The organism is Echinicola sediminis, from assembly GCF_054777495.1.
In genome coordinates this window covers 26,943-42,181 of the sequence record NZ_BAAHAP010000022.1, presented here as the reverse complement: position 1 = coordinate 42,181, position 15,239 = coordinate 26,943, and the positions used below count along the sequence as shown (strand labels likewise).

Here is a 15,239-nt window from a genome sequence, read left to right as displayed (position 1 = left end):
ATTTAGGGACTGCTAAAACATTATTTATTAGCTTGCCCCAACCTTGATATCATAAAAATTCAAGGGCTCAGCCGAAGCCCATAGGTAAACTGACTTCGAGAAATTATTTTAACAATACAGACAAGTGAAATGATGATCTGTTCAGATGAACTATAATATACCCTCCCCTCCTTCAGCATCGTCGATTGCCCGTTCTAGAAAACGATGAAACGGCCCCATCTGATGATAGACTTTCATACAGTTGTCCACAAAACTTGCTGAGAGCACAGTCCCATCTGAGATAGGCTTGGTCACCACAAAACTCTTTAACCGAAGGAAATCCGCGTAAGGGTGATCCTTGGGATAATCCCTGGGTGAAGTCTTGAGCTTCTCTCCCTTTATTTCACCAAATGTCTGCTGAAATGACGTCTCTTCTACCACCTTTTCCAGCTCGCTTCCTGAATAGTCTATTTCCTGCCTGATTTTTTTCAGAACATCTGAAGGCGGCATCCAAATCCCTCCGGCAAGAAAGCATTCCTCCGGCTGAACATGGAGATAATAGCCTGGCCCTGGAGATTTTTTCCCCCCAACCGAAAAATAAGCCCCCATATTGTTCTTGTAGGGATCTTTATTGGTACTGAAACGTATGTCTCGATTTTGCCGAAAAATACATTCTTTGGGTTTAAGTACCGAAAGCCGGGGCTCAATTTTCGTAAGCTCAGCCAAAAGTTGCCCAACTGTTTCCAAAAAGCCCTCCTTCACTTCCAAATACCATTCTCTATTGGCATCCATCCACTCTTTGCTATTGTTAGCCGCTAATTCCTTTAAAAACTCAAGCGTATCCTTTCTCATAACTCTAGGGCGTATCTGATCAAACAAGAAGGATAAAGTTAAAACTAATTCCCTCCTTTTTACAACAATTTCACTTAAATCAGCAGGGATGAATTTCGAAGTACATCAAGCCCTGGCGCAGTCCTTCCTGCAACTCTACTCTTCTCTTTCAAAAATACTCCCCTGAAAGAAATCCAGGCCTCAACACCTTCTAACAAACTACGTACCTTAAAATTTTTACGTAATTTTTTTACGTATTTTTACTTAATTAAAATTATTTCACTACCTTAGCGTCTGTAGAAACTCAGTAAAAAACCTGATTTCACTAGCAGCTCAATTTATAGGGGCATATTCAATCGGTAAAAGGAATGCAAGTAGTATGCCCCTCATTTTCTGCTAAAACAGCTTGTCGATGACAACATCCAAAGATAGCCGACAATCGGACGAAAAATAAAACGACACGTACTTCTACGTAAAACCATTTGAATCCGAAAATTGATAAATAATTGACAGATTGATTGAAAGGTAAAAACTAAAGAGGCATAAGGCTAGCTCAACGCTATGAAGGTCAGGAACCAAGCGGTTGAGGGAGTTTCCTGACGATAACTACAATAGGTTGATCAAGCCTGCCTTTTTAATTAAAAACCTTGATTGATACCAAAGCACTAGTTCTCTGCTTATTTGATCGGGATCCGGGACCTTTCCTGGGTCTTCGATCAAAATAAATGTCAAGCCAAATGTCTAACCGATATAACGAACAAGCAACATGAAACAAGCAACAAAAAAAGCAACCTCCATCCGACTGCTGGATTTCAAATCCCCCCAAATGAGGGCATTCCACCTTTCATGGTTTGCCTTTTTTCTCTGTTTCTTCGGCTGGTTTGGGATAGCACCTTTGATGGCTATCGTAAGAGAAGAGCTGGATCTCACAAAATCCCAAATCGGAAACATCATTATTGCTTCGGTTTCAATAACGGTGATCGCCCGCCTCATGATCGGTTGGCTGGTGGACAAAATCGGTCCAAGAATCACCTATACCTATCTCTTGATATTAGGCTCCATCCCTGTAATGCTGATCGGACTGAGCAACAGCTATGAAACCTTCTTACTCTTCAGATTGACCATTGGCGTAATAGGCTCTTCATTTGTTATCACTCAATACCACACTTCCGTGATGTTTGCCCCTAACATTGTGGGTACCGCTAATGCCACTTCGGCAGGATGGGGAAACATGGGGGGCGGTGTGACGCAGATGATCATGCCACTGATATTTGCCTTTTTTGTTTCTATGGGCTTTTTGGAAACCGAAGCTTGGAGATACGCGATGGTGGTTCCAGGTGCGGTCATGATCCTTGTAGGCATTGCTTATTACAAGTGGACAACGGATTTTCCTGAAGGCAACATTGCCGACCTGAGCAAAGCTGACTTGGAGTACAAGAAGAAGAAAAAGGCCGATAGCAAAGGGGCTTTCAAAGCTGCCATCTCTGACCATCGTGTATGGGCCCTGTTTTTGATCTATGGAGCTTGTTTCGGCATAGAGTTGACCATCAACAACATAGCAGCCATCTATTACCATGATTTCTTTAAGCTGGATGTAAAAACCGCGGGCTTAATTGCCGGACTGTTTGGGTTGATGAACTTATTCGCCCGATCTGTCGGAGGGATGTTTGGTGACAAAGCCGGGATCAAATGGGGACTTAAAGGACGTGTGGGTTTTCTTGGGGCAGTATTGCTCGTAGAAGGATTTGCGCTGATTCTTTTTGCCCAGATGACTTACCTTCCTTTAGCCATCGGAACCATGATACTTTTCAGTCTATTTGTTCAAATGGCTGAAGGAGCCACCTTCTCTGTCGTTCCCTTTGTCAATAAAAAGGCCATTGGGACCATCTCCGGGATTGTAGGGGCCGGAGGAAATGCAGGAGCTGTACTGGCAGGTTTCCTATTTAAAATGGAAGGCGTTTCTTACGGAGAAGCCCTGACTGTGCTGGGCATTGCGGTCACAGCCATCAGTGCGACTTCCTTACTGGTAAGGTTCTCCACCGAAGATGAAAAAGAAGCCAAAGTCGAACTGGAAAAATCTTTGGAAGAAGCCCGTCTCCAACCCGAGTACGTAAAAAGCTAAAATTAAAACACCTGAGCAATGTCAACTGCCAAAGCTGAAACATATAAAAGTACCTGTTCTTACTGTGGCGTAGGATGCGGCATCATTGTCCAAAAAGACAAAAAAGGCAGGGTTACCGTCGAAGGAGATCCCCACCATCCGGTCAACAAGGGCATGCTCTGCTCCAAAGGCATGAACCTCCACTATGTGGTTGAGAACAAATCGGACCGGTTACTTCACCCACAAATGCGTTGGGGGAAATCCCATCCTTTGGAAAAGGTGGATTGGGACACCGCTATGAACCGGGCCTCGGCAGTATTTAAATCCATCATTAAGAAACACGGACCGGATTCGGTGGCATTTTATGTCTCCGGACAGTGTCTTACCGAAGAATATTATCTGGTCAATAAACTGGCCAAAGGTTTTCTAAAAACCAATAACATCGACACCAACTCCCGTCTGTGCATGAGCTCAGCGGTAATGGGCTATGTCAAAACATTGGGCGAGGACAGTGTGCCTATCGCTTATGAAGATATCGAGTTAGCAGATTGTTTCCTGGTGGCTGGCGCCAACCCTGCTTGGTGCCACCCCATTCTTTGGAGAAGGGTGGAAAAGCACAAAGAAGAAAATCCTGACACCAAAATCATTGTGGTAGACCCTAGAACTACCCAAAGCTGTTCACTGGCAGATCTGCACCTACAACTCAATCCTGGAACCGATGAGACGCTCTATCTGGCCATGGGCAGATGCCTAATCGAACAGGGAGACATTGACTTGGATTTTATCCAAAAACACACCGATGGCTTTGAAGCCTATAAAGAGCTGGTGATGCAAACCAGCCTGGAGGACGCCTCGACAATCTGCGGAGTACCTGTAGAGGATATCAAAAAGGCGGCCTCTTATATTGGCAACGCCAAAGGTTTCCTTTCCCTGTGGGCCATGGGACTTAACCAAAGTGCCGAGGGAGTCAACAAAAACCTGGCACTGATTGACCTTAACCTTATCACTGGCCATATTGGCAAGCCGGGTTCAGGACCATTCAGTCTTACCGGACAGCCCAACGCAATGGGCGGTCGTGAGGTAGGGGGCATGGCCACCTTGCTCGCTTCCCATAGAAACCTCCTTAATCCGGAGCACCGTCAGGAAGTAGCGGATTTCTGGGGAGTGGACAGTCTGCCTGACCAACCTGGAAAAACAGCCACTCAGATTTTCGAGGGACTTGAGGATGGGAACATTAAGGCACTTTGGATCATCTGTACCAACCCTTTAGTAAGTATGCCGGATGCCAGAAAGGTCGAGGCAGCCATGAAGAAAGCTAAGTTTGTGGTGGTTCAGGATATTTCCAATAAAGCCGAAGCCATTCCTTATGCGGATCTTGTACTGCCTGCTGCTGGTTGGGGAGAGAAAGAAGGCACCATGACCAACTCCGAGCGTAGGATCAGTTACCTCAATAAATTTAACGAAGCTCCGGGGGAAGCCTTACCTGATGCTGAGATTCTCTTGAGATTTGCCAAAAAAATGCAGTTCAGCGGTTTTGACTTCCAGAACATGAGCGAAGTCTACGCTGAGTATTGCCAGCTCACCAAGGGTACCAACATCGACATTTCAGCACTTGATTACGATTACCTGAAAGCCAATGGCACTGTGCAGTGGCCATTCAAGGATAAATCAGAAGGCGGTACTAAGCGATTGTTTACCGATAAAAAATTCTATACCCCAAATGGCAGGGCCCAGATTTTAGCGAACGGACCAAAAAATAAAACAGAAAAGCCTTCAAAGGATTTCCCTTTGATACTGACCACCGGCAGAATCAGGGACCAATGGCATACCATGACCCGTACGGGAAAAGTAGCCAAACTCAACAAACATATTCCAACTCCATTTCTGGAAATCCATCCTGAAGATGCCGCTGAAAGAGACATCAAAGATGGGGAGACCGTTATGATCTCCGGAAAAAGAGGGGAAGTAAGGGTGCATGCCCAGGTGACGGACAAGATCAAAAAAGGCGTGGTCTTCTTGCCCATGCACTGGGGAAAAATCCTGAAAAGCGATTTTTCAAGAGCCAACAACCTTACAGGAAACGGCATCGACCCGGTTTCAAAACAGCCAGACTTTAAATATTCGGCCGTTCAGGTCGCCAAATATGTCAAGCCAAAACAAAAAATAGTCATCGTAGGTGCGGGTGCCGCTGCCTATAGGTTTATCAATAGTTACAGGGAGTTCAACCAAAGGGATGAAATCCATGTGTTCTCCAAAGAACAATACCCTTTCTACAACAGGGTATTGCTACCGGACTATGTCAACCGGCATAAAGCATGGGAAGACTTGCTTAAATTCAAATCTTCAGAGGAGATGAACAAGCTCAACATCAACCTCTATGTGGAAAACGGTATAGAGTCCATCGACCGGTCAAACAAGACGGTCACCGATGAAAAGGGAAGAGTACACCATTATGACACGTTGATCTTGGCCACCGGAAGCCGGGCTTTTGTCCCCGCCGATGTGCCCATGCACTTGCCGGGTATCTTCACTATGAGAAGTCGCCATGATGCCGACCGTCTGAAAGAATACCTCAACTACCAGGGACATGTGCTGATTGCAGGAGGAGGACTCCTTGGCCTTGAACTCGCGGCAGCCCTGAGGGAAATCAATATTGATGTAACCATTGTGCAGCTGGGCTCCAGGTTGATGGAGCGGCAGCTTGACCCTATGGCCAGTTCATTGTTAAGAGAAAAAATAGAGGAGATGGGGGTTCAATTGTTTATGAACAACCAAGTCTCCCAATTGGAGAGCAATGAGGTCGATAAATCGGTCAAAGTGAGTCTCAAGAGTGGCAAGACTATACACTGCAATGCCGTGGTCTACGCCATCGGCACACGACCAAGAATGGAACTGGCAAAGTCCTCCGGCCTCGAGTGCGGCAGGGGAATCAAAGTGAATGATTACCTCCAAACCAGCGACCCTTCCATATTTGCCATGGGTGAAATTGCTGAGCACAAAGGAGCCTTGAATGGCATCACCGCAGCGGCCGAAATGCAGGCCGATATTGCTGCCAGGTTTATCACAGGGGACTTATTGAGCATCTATAAAGGCTCCATCCCCATGAACATCCTAAAATTTGCCGATCTGGACCTTTGTTCCATCGGCTTACCGGAAATCCCGGCCAATGGTGATGGCTATGAGGAAATCCTCCTTATTGACACCGCACAAACCTACTACAAGAAATGTATCGTGCATAAGGACAGGTTGGTTGGCGCCATTCTGCTGGGAGACAAATCCGAATTTGCCGAATTCAAAAGCCTGATCGAGGAAAAGACCGAGTTGTCCAAAAAACGGCAGGAATTGCTGCGGGGCAATTCCAACAAAGAGGAAATGATAGGAGAGATGGTTTGTTCTTGCGGGAATGTGGGAACAGGCAATATCAAAAAAGCCATTCAGTCGGGATGCCATGAATTCCGGCAACTTTGCCAACAAACAGGTGCCGGCCTGGGCTGTGGCAGCTGTAAACCGGAGGTCAAACATCTGCTGGAGACCGAATTGCCGGCATTGGTAAAGGCATAATAAGAGCAAGCAGCACGAAATGTTTGACAGGTTCCTTTGAAAACTATTCCTTCTGCTTTGTGCTTGCTTTCCCTTTTATTATTTTCCTTTAATTCTGCTCAAAAGCCAGGGACAGAACAGTTCTTTCCTGCTAAAACCATAACTTTACAGTAGCATAAAGCTTCAAAAAATGCAAAAAGCTGACTTAGTAAGGGTATTTGTAAAAGGTGGCATCATCTCCCCTGGAGATTTTCTTAAAACCATCAATACCGCCAATGAACTGGGCACCAACTACATTCACTTGGGCTCAAGACAGGACCTTCTATTTCCGGTCAAGGACAAAAACCTCCAAACCTTGGAAGAGACCTTCAGTGCTATCAATACGGCTTATGATACTGACGGGGAGGAATTCCATAATATCGTCACTTCATACACCGCATTGGACGTGATGCCCACTACCCACTGGTTGGCTTCACATACCTATCATTATATTCTGGACACCTTTGATTATCTCCCCAAACTAAAAATCAACATTACCGACCCGGTACAAAGTTTTGTCCCCCTTTTTACAGGAAACATCAATTTTGTGGCTTCCTCTTCGGACAATTACTGGTATTTGTTTTTGAGGTTCTCAGAGATTGACTCCAAGCCTTGGTGTGCCCCTGACCTGATCTATGGCTATGACATTGCAAGGGTGGCAAAGGTGATAGAAGAAATCAATCCGGTAAAAAGTGGGCTCAAATACAGCGAAATCTATCAAAAAGCAAAAAGCATCACGGCTCCGAATGTCAGCCCTGTGGAACAGGAGCTTGATTATCCCGAGGCCACCTCGCCTTACTATGAAGGTATGAACCGTATAGTGGGGGGGAAATACTGGCTGGGGCTTTACTGGAGAAACAATAAGTTTACCATCAACTTCCTCAAAGCGCTGTGCCAGCTTTGTATGGAAACCAATATTGGCAAAATCTCCTTGACCCCTTGGAAATCCATTATCGTAAGGGGAATTGCAGAAAAAGACCGCCTAAGCTGGGAAAAACTTTTGGGAAAATTCGGGATCAACATCCGTCACAGCTCCCTGGAGCTGAACTGGCACTTGCCCGTATTGGACGAAGAGGCCCTGGACATTAAAAACTACCTGGTGAGGGCTTTGGATAAGCAGGACATCAGTACCTACGGCTTGAGTTTTTCGATCAAAACCCGGCACATGGCCCTTTTCACTTCCGTGGCCATCGAAAAAGCCCCGAAAGAAAAAGACAATGATCCGGACACCTTCAACATCCTATACTCCAAAGACTTCAACCCGAATCTTTCCGAATATTTCTATTACGCGAAAAATGTTCCTTTGGACACGATCCCTCCATTGCTGATCGAGCTTTCCTATAAGTACTACGACCAGCTGGAAGCCAACAAAAGTCCGGAGATTGCCGAAACCGAGAAAAACAATGAACAGCGTCCGCACAGAAAGTACCAATGCTCCAATTGCCTTACCGTTTATGATGAAAAATACGGTGATCCGGAATCGGACATCTCCCCCGGCACCACTTTCATGAAACTGCCGGACAGCTATTGCTGCTCAGTATGTGAAAGCCCAAAGTCTGCGTTCAAATTGATAAAAAATTAACGTTTTCTCCATGAAACTTCGGTTAAACAACAACAGTATCCGCTTAAGACTCAGCCAAACAGAGGTACAGCAAATTGCCGCAGGCGAGACGGTAACTGAGATGCTGTATCTGGGCAGCAGCTCCCTGGGATTCGGATACAGCATGGTCCCGGACAGCAGATCCGAGCAGATCGAGGCCATCTATGCAGATAATCATTTAAAAATCATTGTCCCTCAAAACGTTTCCAAAGCCTGGGCGGTTTCTGAGGAGGTGACCATCAGACAGGTCCTACATGAAGGCCTAGAACATGAAAACCTGCTGCTTATTGAAAAAGACTTTCAGTGCCTGCACAAAAGGCCGGACGAGGATGAAAGCGATAACTTCCCCAATCCAAAATCATTGGAAGATTATCAAAACTGTGAGAAGGAGTAATGAGCAGCATCAACATAAGATAGCAAACCACAACAATCCCCATAAATCAAAGTAAAAGTCTGGAGCAATTTGCTCCAGACTTTTTAAAGGAATAAAACCATTTCCACAAAAAGCCAAACCTTATTGTTTTTGTTCAAGTACCTTTTCTATACGCATGTCAGGTATTAACCAAATAATCGCCACTGCAAAATAACTAAGTACCCCTATGATAGGATAGGCAAAAGCCAACAACAGCCCGGAAATATACAATACCAATGAGGCATATTCTTTTACATTGCTTTGAAGGGCCATTCCCACTTTGGATTTCCTTCCCTCAAATTTGATTAAGGTATATTCCAAAAGTAAAAATGCCAATGCACAGGCCAAGAGATTTACGCCATAGAGTGCCACTGGTTTACTTGAAAAGTGGTTCTCCCCCATCCATCCAGTGCTAAAAGGGATCAATGACAGGGTGAAAAGTAAAAAAAGATTAGCCCATAATACTTTCCCGTTTACCTTTTCCACCGCCTGAAACAAATGATGGTGATTGTTCCAATACAGCCCCAAATACAAAAAGCTCAGGATATATGAAATAAACTTTGGTAAAACAGTCTTCAAATCCCCCCAGCTTCCCCCTTCTGGAACTTTCATTTCTAACACCATGATGGTGATCACAATGGCCAATACCCCATCGCTAAAAGCTTCCAGTCTTCCTGAACTCATAATTCATCATAAAGTTTAAACCTAGGATCAACAATACGCTTCCAATCTGGATGCCTTTTGAGGTATGCAAAAACATAGGGACAAAAAGGCAATAAACTAAGTCCATTACCTTCAATCCAATGCAAGGTTTTCTCTACCACAGCGCTGGCCGCTCCTGTTCCCTGAAGCTCAGCTTCGGCTTCAGTATGGATCAGCACAATCTGCCGCCCTCTTTTCTCATAGTTAATATAGGCAAAATGCCCTTCGACTTCGATCTCAAATCTCTTTTTTTCCTGATTATCAATTAAAGCCGTATTCAAAAACCGTTCTTTCATACCTTTATATATTTCATCTACCTGAACAAAACTAATAAAAGCAGTACCGGGCAATTCCGCCCGGTACCCATTTTAATCAATCTTCTAAATACCCAAACTTTCCAGTATTAAAATCCTCAAAAGCTTCCAACAGCTGTTCCCGGCTATTCATCACAAATGGACCATGCGCCGCGATGGGTTCATTCAACGGCTGCCCACTGAGTACTAACACAACAGCATCTTCACTGGCATGGAGATGAACTTCCTCTCCTTTTCTCCCCAAAAGGGCAAAGTTATCCACTGGAATGCTCTTTTCCCCATTGACTTCAATTTCCCCTTCAACCACCAGCAAGGCGGTATTATAATTTTCAGGAAAATTAAATGTGGCTTCTCCGCCTTTTTTCAGCTTTGCATTATACAGATGCAATGGACTGAAAGTACTGGCACTTCCTTTGGTTCCTTGGTATTCACCGGCAATCACCTCCACTATCCCCGCTCCTTCCGGCAAAGCCACCTTGGCTATGCGGTCATTTGAAAGAGATTGGTACTTTGGGGCACTCATTTTATCCTTGGCAGGTAAGTTTACCCACAGCTGTACCATTTGGAACGCTCCTCCTTTTTTACTCCATTCCCTTTCATGGTATTCTTTGTGCAAGACACCGCTGGCGGCAGTCATCCATTGGACACCTCCTTCCTCAATGACTCCTCCCCCACCGGAAGAATCATGATGCTCCACCTTTCCCTGATAGGCAATGGTCACTGTTTCAAATCCTCGGTGAGGATGGACTCCCACTCCTTTCGGACTTGCACTTGGGGCAAAGGAATACTTGGAATTATAATCCAAAAGAATGAATGGATCCATTCTGTACATATCCAATCCAGGATGACTGGGGATGAAATTATGCACCCTAAAGCCGTCCCCCACAAAATGCGGGGTACCGGGAGCTACTACCATTTCAACTTTCTTATTTTTCATTTTTTCCTCCTTTTTAAATTTCATTGGTATAAAGTTACCTCTTATCCTCGCCCCCTGCATTGACCTATGTTAAGAAGCTTTTTTGTTGAAATTTTTCTCCGCCAAGACCTTTCTGACCCTACTGAGGCTTTCGGCAGTGATTCCCAAAAAAGATGCTACCATGACCTGCGGAACACGCAGAAGGATATCTGGGTAAGTCTTGATAAAATCAAGGTACCTTTCTTCTGCCGAGGCACTTTGCAATAGGGTGATCCGCTTCTGCAAGCTGGAGATGTGATGGTGGAGTATTCCGTAATTATATTTGATGAAGTTAGGGTCCTTTTTTGATAGTGAAAGGATCAGGTCCTGATTGATCTGAAGCACTACGGAATCCTCTATGGCCTCAATATAATAGGATGACGGTTTTCCGAGATATTCACTTTCCCGATCCGAGACAAACCAATTCTCCGGAGCAAACTGTAAAATATGCTCCTTGCCCTTTCCGTCCAGGGAAAATTGCTTTAACAGGCCCTTTTCGACGAAGAAAGAAAATTGGATCCTCCCTCCTTTTTGCAATAAAAACGCTCCCTTTTTAACCTCCAGAGGCCTGCACTGCCCGAGAATTTGCTTGGTAAAGTCCTCATCAATATCCCCATTGGATGTCAAATAGCTGATAAATGTAAAATGGTTCATTGTTCATAGTAATGGATGGTGTTCTTTATCCCATTCCTTAGCCGGAGGGAATCATCTTAATTTATGGCATTTTTACAGGCCATTCAAACAAAACAAAGAAGAGTTCATCAAATCGAACAGAACGCCATGCAATTTGATACATCCGCAGAACCACCAGTGGCCTTTAATTGAAAAACATTCCATAACTGCTTGTCCAACCGAGCGGAGAACACATCGAAACCCACGAAAAAAATTACTACCGTATAAGCCTGTCTATCGCCAGATAAATAGATTATGCCCCAAAAAAGACAGGCTGTAGGAAATAAATTCAAAAATGTGTTTGAAAATGATCATTCATTTTTTTTTTAGCTGGGATTCATCCTTAATCACCAAAAATTTTTGTTTCAAAGCCATCTATGCTTTCCATATTTTTATTTTTCCAATACTCGATTATTCTTTCTTCCCCTTGTTTTTCGGCCCAAGAATTTAAAGTTGTTCTTTCTTCTTTAAAATCCATAAAGGGTACTGCAAAACCACAAGAAGTCTGCACCAGGTCCACCTCCATTTCGATGATCTGTCTTGCTCCGACATTTTCGGGGAACAAGTTTATATATTTATGATAGCCACTATCTCTTTTATGATAGATTTCTGCAACCCCATATAATCTTAAAATCAACGGTTTTCCCTCAAAGGCGCAAAACATTATCGTCATTCTTGGATTCTTCAATAAATGCGCAGCAGTTTCGTTGCCACTGCCGGTGAGGTTTAGCCATACAATTTTATTCTTATCTATTACCCTAAAAGCATCAGTTCCTTTTGGAGATACGTTGACTCTTCCTTCGGAGGCAGCCGTCCCTACGAAAAAAATCTTTTGTGCTTCGATAAACTCCTGTAGTTCCTCTGTGATAACATCTATTTTTTTTCCCATTTGACTTCAATTGCTTGCAATTCCTTTAGACACATCGAAATAACAAAGCTCACCAAGTGAGCATAACCCTTTACTTAACAGACTATACCTGTACTCCTTTTTTAATTGAACAAAACCAAATTTTTAAAAAAACAGCGCTCATCAACAAGATCTTCAAAAAACAGAACGATCACTTTCGAAACCAATCTGATCCTCCACATTGTTACTACCAATGAAGTTTCCCATTAATTGAATGCTTTTCTTTAAACCTATTAAAAATCAATCCGTGCCAAGCTATCTAGCTCCAGATAGCCCCTTATAAACTTGTCTGCCTTGGCAGATTCGCGGACAACTTCTTCAAATTTTCGGGTATCGGCACAATGCGGAAAATCCATATCGATCAAATATAAAAATCTTCCTCCCAAAGCCTGAAACCTCCTTTAAAGGCATTTTTGTTGTTACCTAAACGGCAGCCTTCGGGCACTTTGGAAAGGTGTTTTGAATTTCCTCCTCCCAATACTATTTCATTCGGTTGAAAAGCATCAAAAAAGCATTCCACAGCTTTATGAACATGTCTTTCCCACTTTTTGATACCGTTTTGATAAAAGTAGGCTTTTCCAATATAGGACTCAAAAGTGGCCTTCCTATAAGGCAAATGAGCAGCCTCCATGGGAATAACGGTATTGTTCACCACCATGGCCGTCCCCAATCCGGTGCCCAAACCCATAAAAAGCATTTTTTTTCCTTCATAACTTCCCAAAGCCTGCATGGCCGCATCGTTGATGATTTTGATTGGACAGCCAAAAGCCCCTTCAAAATCATAAGTTTCCCAACCGTCTCCCAGATTGATCGGCTCTGTAAGGATATTGTTGTGTTTGACTATGCCTGGAAAGCCCATGGACACCCTGTCGTATTCCCATTGATCGGCATGCTTCATTACCTGGGGGATCATTTCTTCGGGGGAAAAATCACTACCGGAAGGAATCTTAATGCGCTCTTCCGCATCGGAGGCTAAAATCTTGATATTCGAACCTCCTACATCAATAACTAATGTTTTCATATAACCAAAGATAACAAGTCCGATGAAAAATCCACGGACAAATAGTTTTTTGGTCTCAAATCATCCATAAAATCTAAGGTGGCATCACCACTTGCTCATATCGGTTTAATAGGCAGAAGCTGATTTCTACAGCTATGGGTGCAGCCGGGCGAACTGATATTGAGAAAGTAAAAGCACGTCGATCGGAAAAAGGAACCTTATTTCCTCTTTTCCAAAATCCTTTCCGTTCGGTTAATATAATCCAATTCAGAAAACCGGTCCTCCACCCTGCCCAGGTGATCCAGCAAAGCCGTATCGTTTCCCATGAGCTCTTTTAAGGCTTCGGATAAAACTTCCCAGTATTCCTCCAGTTTGGGCAATTCTTTGATTGCCTTTTCCGAAAGAAACAGGTGAAATTTCCGCAGATCATCAGGATCTTGCTCCGAGCTGATATAGCCTTTTTTCTTCATTTTATTTACCAGCTTGATCACCGCTGGGTGGGAGATGTGCAGGGCAGCGGCAATTTCAGTTACCGTGAGCTTTTTATGTTTTTGAAGCAATAAAAAAATCATGTGCCAGTTGGGCTCTATATCTAATTTTTTTGACCTGTAAAACTCTTTGGTCTGATAGACAAACAGGTCACTTAGCCGCTTAAGCCTACCTGTAAGTCCATCAAATCCCATCTCTATCAAGAAATCTTCATTCATCATAGCGCTGTACTTTACCCAAAGATATCCATTGAAGCACTTCTATGAAAACAATTAACCGGTTACATTACTCCCTTGGATATACTTGTTTCGGTTCGGTACTTTTTTACCCGTTTAGAACGGTTCATAAAATAGATACTCACCAAAATCAGAAACACAGCTACTAGGGTAAAGAAAGATATACTTTCCTCCAAAAAAGCCCAGCCCAAGAAAATCGCCACCAGCGGATTGACATAGGTATGAACAGCCACCTTCTCCAAGGGCAGGTACTTTAAGGAATAAATGTAGGCATTGTAGGTAAGTAATGAAGCCACAATAATCAAATAGCCCAAGGACCATAAGGCATTTGACTCATAGTGGGAGGGTAATTGTTCACCGGCCCCAACGCTAAGCACCAACAGAAAAGCCCCTCCAGCAATCAATTGAAATGCAGTATTGACGAAAGTGCTGCTTTCCGACTTAATGCGCTTGCTGATGATCCCCCCTACTGCCCAACTCAGTGCACAAATGAAGGAGATCACCACACCCATTACATAAGCAGTGTCCGTAGAAAGGTTTTCCAAATTACCTTTAAACAATAAAAACACCCCCAGCAAGCCGCATAGAATACTGGATAGGGTATACTTATTCACGGGATAGTTTCGGTCACTTACTACATTATAAACCAATACCACGATGGGCACCAAGGAATAGATAATCCCAACCAATGCTGTAGGAATGTATTTTTCGGCCAGTCCCAGCAGGCCATTGCCTATTCCAATCAGCAAAATCCCCGGAATAACCTGCAATCTAAAGTACTTCCATTTAAAGAATTTCCTGTGCTTGGGCATGAAAAGCAAGGCTATGACCAGCAAAAGACCTGCGGTCAAGTGCCGTACCCCAAGAAAGATAAACGGAGGGATGGCTTCAACCCCGATTTTAATGGCATAATAGGTAGTCCCCCAGACCACACATACCAGACACAATGCAAAATTTGCTTTTAAATGATTGTTGTTGAAATCCAGCATAGCTAAACTGTTTAAACATAACGTAACCAGTTACATTAATAAGCGAACAACTATTAATCAACACAGTAAAACCCGCAACTATGTAACCAGTAACACAAACTTACGCAATAAAACGTAACCGGATACATACATCGTGGTTTTTTTTTGATATCCATCGGAAGGAGAAGTTCCTTCTTGATTGCAAAACGAAAATATAGGACCAAGCAGAAAAGTTTGGGCATTTTTTATACGCCTTCTTTATGGCCTTTCATGATGATTTGCAACCATGCGAGGAGCTTCAAAAACCAAAATCTATGAACATCCTTTTTACCCGCCTGACCAGCGAGGCAGGTCTGTGGTTTATTCCATCCTTATTCAGATAGTCACAAAAAAAGTAAGTTTGATTTATCAGTCCCCCCTGAAACACTGCTTGATCCAAAATATATTCCCCGAATAAAAAGTTGGGGTATTCGCCTCAGCCTTCATTTGTTGGA

General features: G+C 43.7%; 13 protein-coding genes. 4 read left to right on the top strand and 9 right to left on the bottom strand.

The features are described 5' to 3' along the window. Positions 1-150: 150 nt before the first annotated feature. Complete coding sequence (locus tag ACYVAA_RS08020; RefSeq protein ID WP_460540307.1) at positions 151-831, bottom strand: DUF2461 domain-containing protein; 681 nt, start codon at positions 829-831, stop codon at positions 151-153. 745 nt (positions 832-1,576) lie between these two features. Here ACYVAA_RS08020 and ACYVAA_RS08015 point away from each other — a divergent pair. From ACYVAA_RS08015 to ACYVAA_RS08000, 4 genes are all read left to right on the top strand, one after another. Further along, positions 1,577-2,932: an MFS transporter gene (locus tag ACYVAA_RS08015; protein WP_460540305.1), complete on the top strand. Its 1,356-nt coding sequence runs from the start codon at positions 1,577-1,579 to the stop codon at positions 2,930-2,932. 18 nt (positions 2,933-2,950) lie between these two features. Further along, entirely contained in the window at positions 2,951-6,472 is a 3,522-nt protein-coding gene (locus tag ACYVAA_RS08010) for a molybdopterin-dependent oxidoreductase (RefSeq protein WP_460540303.1), read from the top strand. Between the two features lie 169 nt (positions 6,473-6,641). Next, the gene (locus tag ACYVAA_RS08005) at positions 6,642-8,072 is read left to right on the top strand and encodes a rubredoxin (RefSeq protein ID WP_460540301.1); all 1,431 of its coding nucleotides are present in this window, start codon (positions 6,642-6,644) and stop codon (positions 8,070-8,072) included. Between the two features lie 10 nt (positions 8,073-8,082). Continuing rightward, on the top strand, positions 8,083-8,484 hold the full coding sequence (locus ACYVAA_RS08000; RefSeq protein WP_460540299.1) for a DUF7009 family protein: 402 nt from the start codon (positions 8,083-8,085) through the stop codon (positions 8,482-8,484). Between the two features lie 120 nt (positions 8,485-8,604). Here the strand turns inward: ACYVAA_RS08000 and ACYVAA_RS07995 are convergent, their stop codons facing one another. From ACYVAA_RS07995 to ACYVAA_RS07960, 8 genes are all read right to left on the bottom strand, one after another. Then, positions 8,605-9,186: a TMEM175 family protein gene (locus ACYVAA_RS07995; protein WP_460540297.1), complete on the bottom strand. Its 582-nt coding sequence runs from the start codon at positions 9,184-9,186 to the stop codon at positions 8,605-8,607. Further along, positions 9,183-9,554 carry a GNAT family N-acetyltransferase gene (locus tag ACYVAA_RS07990; RefSeq protein ID WP_460540295.1) on the bottom strand — a complete coding sequence of 124 codons (372 nt, stop codon included), beginning with the start codon at positions 9,552-9,554 and terminating at the stop codon, positions 9,183-9,185. The genes ACYVAA_RS07995 and ACYVAA_RS07990 overlap by 4 nt, the downstream gene beginning before the upstream one ends. A gap of 22 nt (positions 9,555-9,576) precedes the next feature. Further along, complete coding sequence (locus ACYVAA_RS07985; RefSeq protein ID WP_460540293.1) at positions 9,577-10,455, bottom strand: pirin family protein; 879 nt, start codon at positions 10,453-10,455, stop codon at positions 9,577-9,579. A gap of 69 nt (positions 10,456-10,524) precedes the next feature. Continuing rightward, positions 10,525-11,127 (bottom strand): Crp/Fnr family transcriptional regulator, encoded by a 603-nt coding sequence (locus tag ACYVAA_RS07980; protein ID WP_460540290.1) that lies wholly within the window; start codon positions 11,125-11,127, stop codon positions 10,525-10,527. A 361-nt stretch (positions 11,128-11,488) separates the two neighbouring features. Then, positions 11,489-12,034, bottom strand: a complete 546-nt coding sequence (locus ACYVAA_RS07975) for a pyridoxamine 5'-phosphate oxidase family protein (protein WP_460540288.1) — start codon at positions 12,032-12,034, stop codon at positions 11,489-11,491. A 379-nt stretch (positions 12,035-12,413) separates the two neighbouring features. Further along, complete coding sequence (locus ACYVAA_RS07970) at positions 12,414-13,073, bottom strand: ROK family protein (RefSeq protein ID WP_460540286.1); 660 nt, start codon at positions 13,071-13,073, stop codon at positions 12,414-12,416. A gap of 197 nt (positions 13,074-13,270) precedes the next feature. Further along, a complete protein-coding gene (locus ACYVAA_RS07965) occupies positions 13,271-13,762 on the bottom strand; it encodes a MarR family winged helix-turn-helix transcriptional regulator (protein ID WP_460540284.1) in 492 nt (163 codons plus the stop codon). Between the two features lie 59 nt (positions 13,763-13,821). After that, positions 13,822-14,766 (bottom strand): DMT family transporter, encoded by a 945-nt coding sequence (locus ACYVAA_RS07960; protein WP_460540282.1) that lies wholly within the window; start codon positions 14,764-14,766, stop codon positions 13,822-13,824. Positions 14,767-15,239: the final 473 nt, after the last annotated feature.